This window comes from uncultured Draconibacterium sp., from assembly GCF_913060805.1.
Lineage (GTDB): Bacteria > Bacteroidota > Bacteroidia > Bacteroidales > Prolixibacteraceae > Draconibacterium.
In genome coordinates this window covers 34,973-52,741 of the sequence record NZ_CAJXTC010000019.1, presented here as the reverse complement: position 1 = coordinate 52,741, position 17,769 = coordinate 34,973, and the positions used below count along the sequence as shown (strand labels likewise).

Genomic DNA, 17,769 nt, shown 5'->3' with positions numbered 1-17,769 from the left:
AAGATATTTTCGAAAGAACTATGTAGACCTCAATTAGCAAGCCTTGTGATATTAAATCGAAAAAAGAAGAAACGGGAAGAGTTGCAACAGACTTTTGGTAAAGTCAAAGACGACTCATTTCATTTTGATTTAATTGAACGGTATTTCAAGGCAAAAGATAATTCGAACGCTTTTCAAACACTTTCAGATAAAACATGCAACGATCTTGACTTTAATGAGTTGTTCATGTTCCTCGATCGAACTCATTCAAAAGTTGGGCAGCAGTTTTTGTATCAAACACTTCGAACAATCCCAAAATCGAATAGTGATTCGGATGAAACACTGATTGATCATTTTCTGAACGATTCCGATTTCAGAACAGCAGTTCAACTTCAATTGGAGGAGTTGAAAAGTACAGATGCTTACTATATCAGCACGCTTTTTCAGGAGGAACACCAAAAAGCGCCCAAATGGTTTTTCGTAACCAGGATTTTATCGGTGCTGAGTTTGGTTTCAGTGCTTTTAATTCCGGTATCTCAACAAATCATATTCTTCCTTTTCGGGATTTTCATTATTAATATGATGATCCACTTTTGGAATAAGAAAAACTTGTACCAGTATTTAGGTTCAATACCTCAATTGCTGCGCTTAACAAAAGTGGCAACCGAGTTACATAAAGATAAGCAAATTGCCGCACAAAATAATGAGCTTGAAAAATCACTTAAAGCCATTTCTGGCATAAAAAGAAGGCTGTCGTTTTTCAGGCTGGAAGCCAAAATGGATAATGATATGGCGGCTTTGGTTGCTGGTATTATAGAACTGTTCAAAATACTGTTTCTGATTGAGCCACTTTTTTTGTTTGGTGTATTAAAACGGCTCGATTCCATGCGCAAGGAAATGGATGACGTGTTCAGCTTTGTTGGGAAGATTGATGTGCTGTTGTCCGTTGCATTACTGCGAAAAGGCGCACGAAAATACTGTATTCCTAAAATTGGTTCGCCGGCCAAAAAACTACAGGCAAAACATTTATATCATCCTTTGTTGCCTGATTGTGTAGAGAACGACATCAATATCGACCGGAAATCCGTTTTGCTCACCGGGTCAAATATGTCGGGCAAAACAACTTTTATTCGAACAGTTGGCATTAATGTTATAAGTGGATTAACCTTAAATACTTGTTTTGCTGCGGATATCGAAATGCCACGAATGAGGGTGTTTTCAGCCATCAGAATTAGCGATGATTTGCTAAATGATAAAAGCTACTATTTCGAAGAGGTTTTAACGATAAAAACAATGTTGGAAGCCGGAAAAGAAAACGTTCCGAACTTATTTTTGCTCGACGAAATCTTTAAGGGAACCAATACTATTGAGAGGATTTCGGCAGGTAAAGCGGTACTTTCGTCACTGGCCGGAGGTGAAAATATTGTTCTGGTTTCTACCCACGATATTGAACTGGCCGATTTGCTTCATGAAGAATATGCTTTGTTCCATTTTAGCGAAAACGTCAATCATAAAACGGTGGATTTTGACTATCGGATAAAGGACGGGAAACTGAAAACAAGAAATGCGATCCGCATCCTTGAGATTAATGATTATCCGGAAAGTATTATTGAGGAAGCAAATAGTATTTCCATCGAGTTGGATAATAATAAAAACAAAATTGGTCGCTAATCTCCCGATTCTTCTTGTCCAAAAATGTTGAAGTATGTCTTAGTGACATAAATCTTTTTTCAGCAAAGTAATATTTATTATTTTCATCAACCGAAAAACTAAACCTAAGGTTTATGCGCAAATTGAGCTTAAGATAAATGGTTCACGCGTATTATTCACCAATCGTTTCGTACTGATGATATCATAATTCAAATAAATATTCTATGAAAAAACTCGCATTAGTTTTAACTGCTGTATTTTTAATTTCAACAGTGGCCTTTTCGAAAAAGAACGAAGAGGAGAAAAAAGAAGAAACCAAGCCTTTTGTGAATTCGGGGCTGGTTAGTGGCCTGAAATGGCGAAGTATTGGTCCGGCATGGGCAAGCGGCCGGATTGCTGATTTTGCTGTAAATCCAAACAACCACAGCGAATACTATGTTGCTGTTGCGTCGGGTAACGTGTGGAAAACCACGAACAACGGAACGACTTTTAAACCGATCTTCGATAATTATGGTTCGTATTCAACAAGTGTTGTTGTGCTCGATCCGAATAACTCAAATGTAGTTTGGGTTGGGACAGGCGAGAACAACCACCAGCGTGCATTGGGTTATGGCGATGGCGTTTATAAATCGCTCGACGGTGGAAAATCGTTTAAAAACATGGGCTTGAAAGAAAGCCGTCAGATTGGTGGAATTGTAATCGATCCACGGAACTCGGATGTTATTTTTGTTGCTGCAGAAGGTTCTGCATGGGGACCGGGCGAGGAGCGTGGCCTGTACAAAAGTACCGATGGTGGCGAAACCTGGAACAAAGTGCTGGAGATTAGCGAAAACACCGGTGTGAATAATGTAGTGATGGACCCTTCAAATCCTGACATTTTATACGCAACATCGGAGCAACGCCGCAGAACTTCGTTCACCAAAATTGGTGGTGGCCCTGAATCGGCAGTATATAAAAGTACCGACGGTGGCGAAAACTGGCGCAAAATCATGAAAGGACTTCCATCTGTACACATTGGCGGAATGGGAATTGACGTATCACCGGTTGACCCGAATTACGTGTACCTGATCGTGGAAGCGGCTGAAGATAAAGGTGGTTTTTTCCGCTCGACAGATAAAGGCGAAAGCTGGTCGAAAATGAGCGATCACCATTCAAGTGGTCAGTATTACAACGAAATTGTTTGCGATCCGGTAGACCGCGATAAAGTATATTCAACAGAGACTTACTCGTTTGTTACCGACGACGGTGGCAAAAGCTGGAACCGTATTCCAAATCCGGGCCGTCACGTTGACGACCATGCCATTTGGATCGATCCGACAGATACCGATCATTTTATAATCGGTGGCGACGGTGGTATTTACGAAACCTGGGATAACGGAACAACTTTCGATTTTAAAGAAAACCTGCCGGTTACGCAGTTTTACCGTGTTTACTTGGATGATGCTGAGCCGTTTTACAACGTTTACGGCGGAACACAGGACAACAACTCAATGGGTGGTCCGTCGCAAACAACCAGCCGAAGCGGTGTGATCAACGACGAGTGGTTTCCAACGCTGGGTGGCGATGGTTTTTGGGGTGCTATCGAGCCCGGAAATCCAAACATCGTTTACTCGGAGTATCAGTACGGAAATGTATACCGTTACGATAAAAAAAGTGGCGAGAGTTTAAGTATTAAACCTATTGAACGCAAGGGCGAACTGACCTACAAATGGAACTGGAATGCGCCATTGTTTATCAGCCCGCATAATAAAACGCGTTTGTACATGGCGGCCAACAAGGTTTTCCGCAGTGACGACCGCGGTAATACCTGGGAAGTGATCAGCGATGATTTGACTGCACAAATCGACCGCACATCTATTCCGGTTATGGGTAAATACTGGCCGGCCGAGGCTGTGGTTCGCGATGTGTCAACATCGCAGTGGGGAACTATTGTGGCGCTCGAAGAATCGAAATTACAGGAAGGCCTGTTGTATGCCGGAACCGATGACGGTGTTATTTCGGTTACTGAAGATGGCGAAAACTGGAGCCAGGTAAAAAGCTTTCCGGGAGTGCCGGAGCTGACGATTGTAAGCGACATTTGCGCCGACCGTTTTGATGCGAATGTGGTTTATGCCACTTTCGATAACCTGAAACGCGACGACTTTAAACCTTACGTTTGTAAAAGTACCGACAAAGGAAAAACATGGACTTCCATTTCGGGGAATCTTCCTGAGAATGGATCGGTTCATACCATTATGCAGGATTTTGTTCGTCCTGAATTGTTGTTCGTAGGAACAGAGTTTGGCATCTTTTTCACTGTTGACGGTGGCGAAAACTGGGTACAAATGAAATCGGGAATGCCAACTATTCCTGTATTCGACATTGCTATTCAGGAGCGCGAAACCGACCTTGTCGCTGCAACATTTGGTCGCGGTTTCTACATTCTCGACGATTACAGTCCGTTGCGCGAAATTTCAGAGGATATTGAAAATACCGAAGCTGAAATTTTCCCGATAAAAGATGCATTAATGTTTGCACAAACCAGCGGAAAAAGTAACCAGGGAAGTACTTATTTTACAGCTAAAAATCCGGAATACGGAGCAACTTTTACCTATTACCTGAATGAGGTGCCAAAAACACAAAGGCAACTTCGTAAAGAGGAAGAGAAAGAGTTGTTTAAAGAAGGGAAGCCAATTCCGCAACCAACCTGGCGCGAATTGCAACTGGAAGGTCAGCAGGAAAAAACGCACCTGATATTTACCATTTACGATAATGATGGAAATGTAATCGATCAGTTTACAAAAGCTCCTTCAAAAGGCGTAAATCGCGTGAACTGGAACATGACTTATGCGGCAACGGCTAATGCCCGTATTCGCGATAAATATGATCCGATAACCAGTGCCGGCCGTGGTATTATGGTGATGCCCGGTACTTACAAAGTGGGCCTGAAATTATGGCACGAAGGCGAGTTGACCGATTTAGTTGAGCCGGTTGAGTTTATCTGCAAGAAATTGAACAATACCGAACTTCCTGCCGAAGACTACAACGAAAATGTTGAGTTTGCAGAGAAAGTGAATAAACTGGCATTGGCAGTTGTTGGAACCAACCGGATGATTAGCGAAACTACTGCAAAAGTGGAGAAAATTAAACAAGCCATTTATGCTACTCCGGGAGCCAGCCAGGAGTTAATGGATAAAGCCCGCGCAATTGGAGTGGCTTTAGAAGAGCTCAATTTTAGAATGGATGGTGTGCCTGCCCGCGCAAGTTCGGAAGAAATTCCTCCTGCACAGGTACCGTTGAACAACCGCTTAAGTAATATTACTTATACACATATGGGATCGACAACGGGAATCACCACTACTGAAAAGCAGGCTTACGAAATTCTGAAAGCTGAATTCCCACCTGTTTTGGAAGCATTGAAAAATATTGTTGAAAAAGAAGTTCCTGCACTGGAAGCCGAACTTAACAAGATGAATGCTCCATGGACTCCGGGACGTCTACCGGAATGGAAAGAGTAAATTAGCCGCGAGTTTATTCAGCAGGTGACTTCAAGTCACCTGCTGAATAATAAAAAATGCCATCTGTTTTTATAAGCAGGTGGCATTTTTTATTCTGATCCAACCCGTACCGGGTTGTTAATTCAACATATATATTTAGGTGCTATTGTAATCGAACTCCTACAGAGTTTTATGGCATAATATTAAAAATCCGGAACGGATTTGATTATAATAGGCAATGTGTAATTGCCGGAACGATAACCCGGTACGGGTTAGATAATTTTTGTCAATTAGGGCTTTAGCTTTAAGTTGTCTTTAATGTCTAAAACCAAGGTGCAAAGAAATCCAGTAAAAATTACATAAGCAGAATATCAGTTAATATTATTCAAACTATTCAAATTAGTTCAATAACTATGAATAATAGTTGAAAAACTAAAAAATATAGTTACATTTGTTTTGTAATCTACGAATAAGATTGCCAATCGCTTAAAGTTTAAAAGTCTGAACCATGAAAAAACTTACTCCGAAAGAAGAAGAAATCCTTAGTTTATTTTGGGAGAAAGGCCCCATGTTCGTTAAAGAACTTAAGGAATTGTATTCCGATCAGAAACTGCACTACAACACACTTTCTACCATGGTTCGGGCGATGGAAGAAAAAGGATTCATTACACACGAGAAGTTTGGAAATACCTATCGCTACTTTGCTGCAGTAACCAAAGAAGAATACAGCAAACAAACGCTGGGCAACGTGGTGAAAAAGTATTTTAATAACTCGTACAAAAGTGTTGTATCTGCTTTGGTTGATGAAGAAAACCTCTCGGTTGAGGATTTACGCAAGTTGATTTCGGAGATTGAAAACAGCAAAAACGAGTAAGCATGACACCCTTTTTAACCTACCTGATAAAATCGTCGGTTAGTTTAGCTCTGCTTTATTGTTTGTTTCGCGTAACCGTCAGAAACGATACCAATCATCGTTTAAACCGCTTTATTTTGCTCTCCATTATGGTGCTGTCGGCAACCATTCCATTCTTAACCATTCAGCTTTTTTATAAGGAGATTGAAATGACTCCGACCAATATTGTTCGCGAAATTGTTTCAACACCTATTCTAAGTCAACCGGCGAATCATTCAGCGATTATTCACACTCCGGTTGTGGAACAAAGTCAGCCGGTTAACTATTGGGTGATTTTTTATGGAGCAATTATTTCGCTTTTGCTCTTTCGGCTTCTTTATGGAATTTACCGGGTTTCCGGCATCATAAAAAGAGCCGAGAAACATCGCTTCCGAAAAATGGTTTTGGCAGTGGTAAAGGAGGTTGTACAACCCTTTACATTTCTGAATAAAGTTGTCCTTTCGGAGAAGGATTTTCTGGAAAACAAAAATATAGTAGTGGCTCACGAATACGCGCACATCAAGCATAAACATGCTGTTGATTTATTGTTTTGTGAGCTCTTCACTGCGCTACATTTTTTCAATCCGTTTATGTGGCTCTTACGCCGCGATTTGAAATTAGTGCACGAATACCAGGCCGATGAGGCCGTACTTAATACAGGCATCGATGCACAAAAATACCAGTTACTGGTATTGGAGAAGGCCGTTGGCGAAAGACGTTTTGCCATGGCACACCATTTTACTCAAAAACCCATTGTAAAACGATTAAAAATGATGACAAAAACAAAACGTCGGAAATGGGGCATGGTGAAGATGATTCTCTTTGTGCCCTTGATAATTGTGCTTTTACAAGCATTTGCACGACCCGATTTGATTACAAAATCAGCAGATTTTATTCCGGTACGTTACACGGAAAATAAGGCGGAGCAGTGGCTCGCGAAATGGAACATTGATAATATTGGCGATGGATTTTTTGATCCTGAAATTGACCGGAATAAACTATCGGAAAAGGAGAACAATGTTCTGGTAATTTTAATGAATGTAAAAGATGAATACCTGGTGGAGGGTGAAAAGGCTTCGAAAGAAAGTATCAAAACAATAGCTTCCGGTTTTTTACAGGGAGTCAATCCCGGAGGAAATGGAGCGCCTGATTTTATTGAAAAGGAAATTCCGGGAATCGGCAAAGTTAAAGTTTTTGAAGGCTTGATTTCATATCGCAACGATATTGAATCGTCGAGAGAAGCGATAAACTTTACCTTACGGCAACTAGGAGAAGCTTACCTCGAAGCCAGGGAAGCAAAAGCATTTATTTTGTTCGGAAAGAAATATTTCGATCTGGATGAAGAGCAGCAGAAAACAGTAAACGAGATCGTGCCCGTACGGTTTTCGTACGAAACGCCCAGAAATCCCAGAACAACTATTTGGTTGCCTTTTGACGGGAAACCGTCGCCCGAACCAAAACCAATGGAAATGCTCGTGCGCTATGATGGGACGATTGTATTGGGAAATAAAACATACAAAGACCTGGATGAATTCGAACGCGATTTAAAGGTGTGGAAAAAGGAGTTGTATGAGTTGGATAGGGAAGAAAAAAAGAGGCATTATTATCGTGTTAATACGACTTTCGAACATGGTTCGGAAACACAGCAGATTTGTTCTAAGGATGTGAAAAAAATTGATCACATGTTGTGGAAAAATAGTATGCATGTGGAACAGATCCATCATTTATTTCCGGAGGAGATAGTCCGACCTAGTTTGGAGATGGATAAGCTAACAGCAAGAATGAAAAATGTTTTAGCTGTTGCTGATACTACAAGAGTTCAATAAAAAAGTGTCTTTTTTTCATTACAAGCTGATAGTGAAATACGTCGTAGATAATTTAACCCAAATAAAAACTTTAACTAATTACAATTTTACTGCTATTTAGTTTTGTTTGTCTTGTAGCCGTATTCTAAGACTAGACAGTTAAAAACCAGAAAATTTAAAACCATGAAAACAACATCAGCACTTATCTCAGTACTTATTCTTGTACTTTGTATTTCTTATTCCACAAATGCCCAAAACGAATATATGGACTATACAATCAGCGACACAGTTTCTGATGAGAACTTTACGATCTTCAACATGAATGATTTTAGGGATGCGCTGGTACAATTGGGTATTAACGTTTATAAATGGAATCTTCCAATTCCTCAAGATAAAGATTACTCATTAAGGTTCTATATTCAAGAATATGAAAAAACAAAACTTGTAAAAGACACGATAATTGGAGGAGTTTCTACAAAACATTGGAAAATCAGGGATAATCGGGCTCGATATGAGTACGTAAAAAATCTGAGGATCATTACAGAGATACCTGACGGTTCGGATAAAACAGAGAGACTTCGTTTTCGGTTCAGACTTAGTAGTGGAGTACAATTCGGGAAAAGTATATTGCCCAGACCTGAGTACGACACATACTTTCTAAGAAAATTCGCAGAAACAGAATTTGAGCTAGAGAAAAATATACCTCTATTGTTATATAGTGCCGGATGGGAAGTAAATTCCGGTGGGCACATGGTACGAAAATTTTGCGGGCCTAATTATCCCCCTGCTGATTTAGATGATTATTCGTTCAAAAACTCCGACCATTATTTCATTTTAGGGTATAAAGTTCTTGATAGGGAGTTTTATGGAAGAGATTAAGAAGTACACCAATGATAAAAATAAAACCAGTATATTACAATTTGTAATATGTCATGTTAACACCCGACCACAGACACGTAACTGTTCCAAACAATATAATACACATGCGAAAAGGAAATTTAAATCTTTGGGTTTTAGGAGTTTTATTGGGCTCGATACTTGCCTATACAGGTTGGACCGGATTTAAGACACAAACGTTTTTAATGGGAAAAACCGGTGAGATTTCAGGAAAAGTAATTGAGATATTTCCAAATGAACAAGTACAAAGTTACAGTCGAAAAATTAAATATGTTTATTCGGTAGGTGACAGCTATTACGTCGACTTTAAGAAACTCGGGACAAAAGATGCAAAGCAGGAAATCGGAAATGATTTGAAACTTATTTATTCAATTAGGAAACCCGAGAAGAATAAGGTTAAAAGTCTTTCATCAACGTATGACAATTCATTTGGAAAGAAATATTATACGACCTACGAAAATGGTTTTGTCGAGTTACGACTGATTAATGGAATCTTCAAGTACCAAGAATCTGCAAAAGGAGGTGAATTAATTCATGACTTAATTGGAGAATATAAAATCATAAATGACTCCATAAAATTCGAGAATTATGTATTCGAGACGGAACATGAGTGCCAAAACAGACCTGAGTTATTTGTGTATTCACCCAATCACCGTCAATTAGTTGATGTAGACACAAAAAGAATTTATAAAAGATTTCATTAGTTGTGATTAAGTTGAATAAAATGTAAACTGTTTGTAACAAGGTATGTATTGCAGGGCTGGTTCGGTGTTATGCCAACTGCGAAATGCTGATTCCTTCAAAAATCCCAAATCGTTAATCAACATTCGAAATTCAATTTCTATCTCCTCCTTCTTCGCCTTTCCTCCTTAGTAAAGTTCCACGTCAACTTAGTACCGATCATCTGAGGAGAGCCCGGTACAAAGGTTGGTACACCAAACAAGCTTCCGGTATTTCCGGCACTGGTAATAAATTGTTCGTCGAGCACATTGTTGGCCCAAACGGTTAATCGAATGTTAGGATCGGCCAGTTCCAGTCCGCCACTAATATTCAGCAATCCATAACCGTCCTGCTCCAGGCCGGGAGTATTGGCATCCTCGAAATACATATGCGATTTATACGAGTACGATGGCGTTACAAACAGCTTAATGTTGGGTGTGATGTTCACGCGCGCATTCAATCCAACGGCAAAACTGTGTTCCGGTGCCAAACTAAAAACGTTTCCTGCATACAACTGTGCCGCTCCATCTACATCGGTGGAGTCGAACTCGGTTTTTAACCAGGCATAATTGGCAAAGAGGTCAAGCTGCTCGATAATGGCTACACGTAAATTCGCTTCGGCACCATACGATGTTGCCTGTCCACCATCTTTAAACAGCAGGTTGTATTCACCTGTTTCGCTGTCGGCCACCCACGCACGCGTTTGGAAATCTTTGTAAAGCGAATAGAATCCGTTTACATCAACAAACACGCGGTCGTAAAATGCGCCTTTAAAACCCAACTCGAAATTGTCCAGAATTTCCGGTTCCAGCACTTCCTCTTCACCTGTTGACGTAAATTGCAGTACGGCTGGTCGGCGTCCGCGCGAGTAATTGGCATAAACATTTCCGTATTCGTTAAAGCGGTATTTTAAACCACCGTGCCAGGTAAACGAAAGAGTATTTTTCTTGATCTCTTTTGAGTCGTAAGGCAAAAAGAAAACGTTGGGATAGTTGCCGGTAAATGATCCCAGCACTGATGGCGAACCACTTATAAACGAAGATTCACTGTTCAGTTTATAGCGGTCGTAAACCATTCGCACTCCTGCCGAAACAAAAAACTTCCGCGAAATCTGGTAGTTCAGGTCCATAAATCCTTCCACTGCCATATTCGTGGCTTTGCTGTACATTTCTTCTTCATGATTTGTTGGAAGAGGGATGTAGATTGTTGTATCCAATTCCGGATCGTAATTTGGAATGGAAGGAATTACCATCGGTTGGCCATCGGGCATAACGGGTGTTGGCTGGGGCAGCAGCATCAAACTTGCCAAATGTTGTTCGTTTGGCGAAAACCAGTAAGTCTGGTCTGCTTTTTCGCGCCAGAAACTACCTCCCAACGAACCGTTCAATCGGCTGTTTTGCGAAAAATTTCCACGAATTTCCTGGTAGAATTGTGATGACCCGGCATACTCGGCCATATCGATGGCTGCTGATGCCGTACCGTCGCCATCCCATCGCGATGAGGCATCAGTTTTACGGTACGAAGTGATACTGGTCCAGTAAGTATGCTCGGTCATGTACAGGCGGTAATTCAATGTGGCATCAAATATTTCTTTTCCGGTTCCCAGGTTCTTGCCCTGCTCGTGCGAGGCTACACCACTGAAAATACCAATATCGCCATTAGTATTTGGCAGACTGTCGGGCATAAAAGCAATTCCCGGAGTATCGTCTTTCTGGTAGTTCACCACCACATCAAAACGATGGTTCCATGCTGGTCTGAAGCGTAGTGAAAAGCGTCCGGCAAGGGCTTCTTTTCCCATCAGGTCGCCACCAAAAGTATTTTCAATATAACCGTCGCGCGAATTGTAAATCCCTGCTGCACGCATCATCAATTTGTTTTCGATAATCGGCACGTTGATCATACCGCGGTATTGCTGTTGTCCGTAATCTCCCAATCCGGCGGTAACGCTGCCATAAAAGTCGTTCTCCGGCATTTTACTAACATAGTGAACTGCTCCGGCCTGTGCACCACGTCCGAAAAGTGTGTTTTGTGGTCCTTTCAGCACTTCCACCCGGTCCATGTCGTACAACTCGAGCGAAGCAGAATTGGCACGGTTTATCGGCACATTGTTAAAAAATACCGAAACACGCGGTTGGGCGCTGGGACTTACCTCGTCGCTGCTTAATCCACGAATGGCAAAAGTAGGGCGGTTGGCTCCCTGCTCGCGTACATACAATCCGGGAACAAATTCTCCAAGTGTATTAAGTTCGGTAATGTTAGCTTCATCCATTAATTGGTTGCTCACCGACGAAATGGCTGTAGGAACATCGAGCAATTGTTGTTCGCGTTTTTGTGCGCTCACCAAAATGGGTTCCAAATGGATATCGTTGGTTGGAAGCATTACATTTTTCTCATTCCTGCCTTCCCGCAGAATAATATCAGCAGTATGGGTTTCATAACCGATAAACGAAACCCGGATACGTGCCCTTCCGGGTACCAGGTTCGTGATAAAATATTCGCCGTCTTCATTGGTATTAACCCCTTTGAAAGTTCCGTCAACCGTAACCGTTGCACCGGGTAGCGGGTTGTAATCGCTGTCGTACACCGAACCACGAACATAAACGGTTGGCTGTTCGCGCGAAACAGCTTCCACATTCCGGTATTTGCGTTTTACTTTATCGCGTCGTTTGCTTTGTCCAAACGAGGTTGAAACAACTACTACAAGGAGAATTATGCTGAGGAAAGTCTTCATGTTTCTTTATTTTCTGAGTTCGTTAGATTAAATAACGGAAATTCGGGGGAAATAATATTATTCTACTTAAATAAAGTTCATTAGTCACGCTGTCGGTACTCAAAACAATCTGCATAGAAATCAACTTTTTGCGCAATTTGTAACTTTTGTCTTCATGCCAGACGGGCAGTTCCTTTTGCATTCGATCAAAAGGAACCAAAAATCTTGTCAAAAAAAACCTTTGCGTTTTTTCAATGTAGTGGGTTAGCCCGACTGACGGATTTTTGACACGCCCGCACAAAATTTGCCATCAAGTCCGCCTTCGAGAAAAAGCGTTAAGAAAATAAATGGAGAGAGCGTGAAAAAATCAAGTCTGTTTGACGCTCGTTAGCACTGAGGTACGAAGGGCTAAAAGGAGGAGTTTCTTGATTTTAGTGAAAGGAATTTATTTTTAGCTTTTTATCGTCAGCGGTGGCTTTTTTGAATCCTTTTTCAGCTATAGGAAAAAGGATTTTCTGTCTGAAAAGACATTCTAAAAATTAGCTATGAATAAAGCTTTAATCCTAAGGAATTAATGCTTTGTACTATAAACCGGCAAATGCAACCAAATGGCCATTTCATCCATACATCGTTGTGCTTCATCGTTTGTTTTACATTTTTTTACGGCAATGGCAGGTCGTTTTTTTGTATTCACAAAATATACTCTGAATTCCTTCTTTTTCGAAGTTATATTACGGTTCGAACGGCTATACAAACTGTATACTTTATTCATCGATATTAATGTAAGGCCGAGGTATTTGGCAACCGGTTCCCATTTTCCGGTTTTTAAAACGCCAAACCACATATTAAAACTTCGGAACCGTTGTTTTTCGGTGTCGATATCAACGCCGGAATAGGAGCCCAGCAGAAACCAACCCACAACAGCATGAATACTGAAAATTATCCAGGCTTGCTCGTACAACGACATTGCACTTACAACGACAAAATAGAAGCCGATAAAACGATAGGGGCCTTCCAATGTTCTTGAGATTTTGTTTGAAACGAGCATGGTTTAAAGGTAGTGAAAATCTTTGGAGCCCGATTTTCTTCTTTAACTTTTACTCCAAAACCAGCTTTCGTTTTTGAATATAAAAATGCCACAGAATATAAGTTGCCACCGAGCGGTTGGGCGAAAAACGTCTCATGTAATCAATAATGTCATCTTTTGTGGCTTCGGGAGATACAAGTTCGAGTTCGTAAACCGCCTTTATGGTTGCCAGATCTCCGGGAGGAAAAATATCGGAATAATGAAGGCTCATCAGAACATACATATCGATGGTCCAGTTACCGATGCCTTTTAGTTTTATCAGAATTTTGCGAATGGCTGCTTCGTCCATTTCGTTTAATTCAGCAAGATCGAGATTGCCGCTTACTATTTCGTTGGCAAGAATGCGGCTGTATTGTATTTTCTGACGGCTAAAATAACAAGCGCGCAACTCTTCGTCAGTAAGTTTCAATAAGTTTTCAGGAGTAACATCTTTTATTTTCTCCACCAGTTTGTTGTATGCCGCTTTTGCCGATGCCAGCGAAACCTGCTGCTCTAAAATGGTTAGAATGAGTGTTGCAAAATCCGGTTTCCGGTACCAAAGTGGAGGATAATCGTATTCGCGAATTACCTTCTCAAGTTTGGGTTCTAAACCGGTGCACCAGTCGCACAGTTCTTTAAAATGGCTTTCGTTTTTTATTCTGGTCATGCTAAAATAGTTATAACGAAGAACTGATTTTTAGAGAATTTGTTTAGCAAAAACTCATTTCCGGAGAATTACTCCCAGTGAGAGGAGTTGGTGAACTTACCCTCTCTCCTGTCTCTCCCTTCATGAAAGGAGAGACGATTGGCCTCCAAAAACAATAGAGACTTGCAGAGATTAGAGTATATTTTTTGAACCACAAACTAATCGTCCTTCCTTGCAAGCAGGGAAGGATAAGAGGATGGGTATAAATATTATTCGTGTTTTTTTGAGAATAAAAAAGAGGGACGCCTGGCGTCCCTCTTTGAAGGCAATACCGAATTAAATAAATAAAATCTTCTCTCGTAGATTGTTTTCTGCCTTCTGTGTAAAAACGGCAGTTGCGTATTTTTAGTATGGTAAATTTTCTTTTGTATTAAAAAGAAATCGAAAGTTGCAGACTGTCAGTGAGTTTAGGAAATGTTAAAATTTTAATCGATGAAAAGTAAAGCTAACCGCATCTAAAATTTAAATAATGCTGAAATAACGAAGTTTGTTCCGGCCGATACAACCCCTGAAGAATAAGGGCGATAGCGTTTGTTAAATATATTTTCTATTCCGCCGCTCAGCGTCAGGTTCGAATTCAATTGGTAGTTCGATTTTATATTGGCGGTCCACCACGATGGCGAATACGGGTTGCCGTTTTCATCGGGAACATACAAATGTGGTTTGTCTTGTTCGTCGGGCGCGAGGTCCTCGAAATTAAGTTTGCCATTGTAGTTTACATAAAAATCGAGGTACAATTTTGGCCCTTCGAAAATAATGTGCGACGAACCAAATACCGGCGGCACATGCCGCATGGGCAATCCTTCCGAATCTTCTCCTTTTGTAATGGTAATATCGTGGCGGGTGCGCCACTGGTTATTAAACAGGTAATCTACATTCACGGTTGTTCCGTAAATTGTTGCCGACTCGGCATTCACCAATGCTTCCACGCGGCTCATTTCGCCATCGTATAAAAGAGAGTCCTGTCCCAATCCATCGAAAGCACGCCGAACCATGGCATCTTTTAACCAGGTGTAAAAACCGGTGAGTTCAACTTTAACCTTATTTTGGTACGAGCGGATGATGCTTATCTCCAGGTTTCGGGCATATTCCGGTTTCAGGTCGGGATTGGGAACCACAACTGTTCCGGGTTCCGAATCGAAAACTTTGGCAACATCATCAATATTGGGCGAGCGAAAACCGGTGGAGCCGTGAATATTGATCTGCCAGTCGGTAGTTGGGTGCCAAACAAGTCCCAGGTTGCCGTTAAATGCCGAATTGTTCATATTGAAACCATCGAAAGGAAACTGATAATAATCGGTGTCGAATTCGCCTTCCAAATGTGTATAGGTAAAACGCGATCCCATTTGGAAAATAATTTTTGGGCTGATGGCATATTTAAACGAGTAATAAGCAGCCAGACTCGAATATTTCGAATCGTCGGGATAACGCGGAGCAATATCTTCCTGCTCGCCCGAAATCAGATCTTCGGAAAATCCGGTTGAACCGACTTTGTTAAAATAGCCTTCCAACCCGTAAAACAGATCACTCTTTTTATCGATATTTTTTCCAAAATCGAGATTGACCGAATATACATTTACATTCTCGGTACGGTTGCGCAGTATGTCGTTATTCCGTTTGCGGTCGTGGCGGCTCTCGGCGTAATCCTGATAGCCCAACAACAAGTTCGCTTTATTGAACAACAACATTTCTTTTTCCCATTGCAGTCGCCCCGATACAAGCGTCCATTCCTGCGGACCGTAATACCATTCGGCATATTTTAGCTCATCACCCTTGTATTCAATTAACCTGTCGTAACGCGGAATATCGCCGGTTTGCGAGTGCTGAGCACTCAACACAATATCAACAGCTTCATTTGGTCTGTAACGCAGTTTGCCCAACAAGTTAAACTGGTTATAACCCGTGTATATTTGTTTACGGTCGTTGCTGTTTTGCACAATCTGATCTTCTCCGGAATACGCTGCATCTTTCACATATTCACGACGTAAATATTCGTCGGGGCCGGAAGTTCCCATGGTCAGATCATCAAAATCGGTAAAAGTGGCGCTAATTACCGATGCCCATTTTTTTCCACCGAAATTGTACGAGAAATGGCCGGTTTTTTCGAAGTTGGCACTTGAGTAGCGCCCGTATACTTTTCCAAAAGTCTCAAAATTATCGTTTGTAGAAAGTTTGGGCGAAAGGGTGTTAAAACTCATTACGCCACCCAGCGCGTCGCTTCCATAAATTACCGAACCCGGACCGAAAATAACTTCGGTATTTTGCAGGCTTTGCGCATCAACAGAAATTACGTTTTGCAGGTTTCCGCTGCGGTAGATGGCGTTGTTCATCCTGATTCCGTCAACCATAATCAGTACGCGGTTGGCAGCAAATCCACGAATCATCGGGCTGCCGCCACCCATCTGGCTTTTCTGGATAAAAATACCACTTTCGGTACCGAGCATGTCGGCAGTGGTTTGCGGATTGTAATGCATTATTTCTTCCGGCTGTATCGATTTTATCGTGTGCGGAATCTCTGTTTTCGACTGTTTCCAGCGGTTAACCGAAACAACCACTTCATCTAACCGAACCGGACTTTCAACCAACAATACCGTGCTGCTTTGGTTTTCAATTTTTTGGCGGGTACTTACATACGATATGTACGATGAATGTTTGAAAAGTATTTTTTCATTTGGCTTAAAACCTTCCAAATTGGCCTTCCCGTTATCATCGGTTTGTGTAATAAAGTTTTCAGAAATAAGCATGGCATGCTCAATTGGCGAACCGGTTTTCGCATTTAATACGCGTACATAAGATTGAGCATATACCGCGGAAAAAGAAAGCAGAAGTATAAAAACAGTTAGTTTGAATTTTATCACAGGAAACAATTTATTGCAAATTTGTTAATTGGGCGCAGTACAACAAAAATTATGCCCCGATGCCTTCTTTCGGCGGGAGATTAGTTATGAAATACAAGTTGATTAAAAAGTGTGGCGTAAAGTTCTTTTTTTGTCGGAATCACAAGGTCTTCAGGTTCAGTATCGTTAGTCTCAACAGCTTTAAAAGTTGCTGCATAATTACACAAATTCCAGGTGCCGTTTTCAAATTCCGCAGCAGTAAAATTTTCTACCCAGTCGCCCGTGTTAATGTAACGAATAGAACGATTATTGTAACGGAGCATTTTATCGACTGCACGGTGGGTGTGCCCGCAAATTATCAGATCTACATTTTTATCGTAGGCTAGTTTTGCCAGCTTGGTTTCAAATCTCGATTTATCGGTATTTGGTGCTCCAAACAATTGCTTTAACCACTTGTAAAGTACAATGTCGTCGATATGTAACCTCTTTAGAACAAAGTTCAGGAGCTGATTAAATAACGAAACAAAACCATATGCCGCTGCTCCAACCTTGGCCAGCCACTTGGCTTTGTGAATAACCGAATCGATGAGGTCGCCATGAAAAATCAGTGTTTTCTGGTTGTTCAGATGGAGGGTAATTTGGTCAACTATCCGGAGTTTCCCCATGGTTGTGTTTCCCAGTTCACGTAAAAACTCATCGTGGTTGCCGGTTATATAAACCACTTCGGTTCCTTTCTCCATCATTTTTATCAGTTGGCGCACCACTTTTAAATGGGCTTTAGGGAAGTAGTTCCGCGAAAATCTCCAGGCATCGATAATATCACCGTTCAGAATTAACTGTTTCGGAAGGATGGATTTTAGGTATTTGTGGATTTCTGCAGCTTTGCAGGCATGTGTAGCGAGGTGAAAATCGGAAACAACAACAATGTCAGGTTTTCTTACTTGCTTTGCCATAATTCAAGTGTGTGCTACAAATATGCTGTGCAGTAATGAATTATGTGTAAAGCAAAAGCTAATTATTTGTGAAGTTTT

11 protein-coding genes are annotated in these 17,769 nt (G+C 41.2%); 6 read left to right on the top strand and 5 right to left on the bottom strand.

Translation table 11 applies throughout. The features are described from left to right. The first annotated feature begins 45 nt into the window (after window positions 1-45). From QZ576_RS12865 to QZ576_RS12840, 6 genes are all read left to right on the top strand, one after another. On the top strand, window positions 46-1,650 hold the full coding sequence (locus tag QZ576_RS12865) for a hypothetical protein (RefSeq protein WP_297097795.1): 1,605 nt from the start codon (window positions 46-48) through the stop codon (window positions 1,648-1,650). 203 nt (window positions 1,651-1,853) lie between these two features. Continuing rightward, entirely contained in the window at window positions 1,854-5,126 is a 3,273-nt protein-coding gene (locus QZ576_RS12860; protein ID WP_297097793.1) for a glycosyl hydrolase, read from the top strand. Between the two features lie 487 nt (window positions 5,127-5,613). Further along, the gene (locus QZ576_RS12855; protein WP_297097791.1) at window positions 5,614-5,979 is read left to right on the top strand and encodes a BlaI/MecI/CopY family transcriptional regulator; all 366 of its coding nucleotides are present in this window, start codon (window positions 5,614-5,616) and stop codon (window positions 5,977-5,979) included. A 2-nt stretch (window positions 5,980-5,981) separates the two neighbouring features. Continuing rightward, on the top strand, window positions 5,982-7,823 hold the full coding sequence (locus tag QZ576_RS12850) for a M56 family metallopeptidase (RefSeq protein ID WP_297097789.1): 1,842 nt from the start codon (window positions 5,982-5,984) through the stop codon (window positions 7,821-7,823). A 162-nt stretch (window positions 7,824-7,985) separates the two neighbouring features. Beyond that, entirely contained in the window at window positions 7,986-8,681 is a 696-nt protein-coding gene (locus tag QZ576_RS12845) for a hypothetical protein (protein WP_297097787.1), read from the top strand. A gap of 104 nt (window positions 8,682-8,785) precedes the next feature. Next, window positions 8,786-9,403, top strand: coding sequence for a hypothetical protein (locus QZ576_RS12840; protein ID WP_297097785.1), 618 nt, complete (start codon window positions 8,786-8,788; stop codon window positions 9,401-9,403). A gap of 137 nt (window positions 9,404-9,540) precedes the next feature. On the opposite strand, the gene QZ576_RS12835 is transcribed toward QZ576_RS12840, so the two are convergent. The 5 genes from QZ576_RS12835 to QZ576_RS12815 all read right to left on the bottom strand — a co-directional run bounded on the left by QZ576_RS12835 (window position 9,541) and on the right by QZ576_RS12815 (window position 17,691). Continuing rightward, window positions 9,541-12,150 (bottom strand): TonB-dependent receptor, encoded by a 2,610-nt coding sequence (locus QZ576_RS12835; RefSeq protein ID WP_297097783.1) that lies wholly within the window; start codon window positions 12,148-12,150, stop codon window positions 9,541-9,543. Between the two features lie 550 nt (window positions 12,151-12,700). Next, window positions 12,701-13,177, bottom strand: coding sequence for a hypothetical protein (locus QZ576_RS12830; protein WP_297097781.1), 477 nt, complete (start codon window positions 13,175-13,177; stop codon window positions 12,701-12,703). A gap of 49 nt (window positions 13,178-13,226) precedes the next feature. After that, window positions 13,227-13,862 carry a hypothetical protein gene (locus tag QZ576_RS12825; protein ID WP_297097779.1) on the bottom strand — a complete coding sequence of 212 codons (636 nt, stop codon included), beginning with the start codon at window positions 13,860-13,862 and terminating at the stop codon, window positions 13,227-13,229. A 494-nt stretch (window positions 13,863-14,356) separates the two neighbouring features. Beyond that, window positions 14,357-16,759: a TonB-dependent receptor gene (locus tag QZ576_RS12820; RefSeq protein WP_297097777.1), complete on the bottom strand. Its 2,403-nt coding sequence runs from the start codon at window positions 16,757-16,759 to the stop codon at window positions 14,357-14,359. 80 nt (window positions 16,760-16,839) lie between these two features. Further along, the gene (locus QZ576_RS12815) at window positions 16,840-17,691 is read right to left on the bottom strand and encodes a UDP-2,3-diacylglucosamine diphosphatase (protein ID WP_297097775.1); all 852 of its coding nucleotides are present in this window, start codon (window positions 17,689-17,691) and stop codon (window positions 16,840-16,842) included. Between the last annotated feature and the right edge of the window lie 78 nt (window positions 17,692-17,769).

Coding starts and splice junctions, on each gene's coding strand:
- QZ576_RS12860 (WP_297097793.1), top strand. CDS start 1,854: ATGAAAAAACTCGCATTAGTTTTAACTGCTGTATTTTTAATTTCAACA.
- QZ576_RS12815 (WP_297097775.1), bottom strand. CDS start 17,691: ATGGCAAAGCAAGTAAGAAAACCTGACATTGTTGTTGTTTCCGATTTT.
- QZ576_RS12830 (WP_297097781.1), bottom strand. CDS start 13,177: ATGCTCGTTTCAAACAAAATCTCAAGAACATTGGAAGGCCCCTATCGT.
- QZ576_RS12835 (WP_297097783.1), bottom strand. CDS start 12,150: ATGAAGACTTTCCTCAGCATAATTCTCCTTGTAGTAGTTGTTTCAACC.
- QZ576_RS12825 (WP_297097779.1), bottom strand. CDS start 13,862: ATGACCAGAATAAAAAACGAAAGCCATTTTAAAGAACTGTGCGACTGG.
- QZ576_RS12855 (WP_297097791.1), top strand. CDS start 5,614: ATGAAAAAACTTACTCCGAAAGAAGAAGAAATCCTTAGTTTATTTTGG.
- QZ576_RS12840 (WP_297097785.1), top strand. CDS start 8,786: ATGCGAAAAGGAAATTTAAATCTTTGGGTTTTAGGAGTTTTATTGGGC.
- QZ576_RS12845 (WP_297097787.1), top strand. CDS start 7,986: ATGAAAACAACATCAGCACTTATCTCAGTACTTATTCTTGTACTTTGT.
- QZ576_RS12850 (WP_297097789.1), top strand. CDS start 5,982: ATGACACCCTTTTTAACCTACCTGATAAAATCGTCGGTTAGTTTAGCT.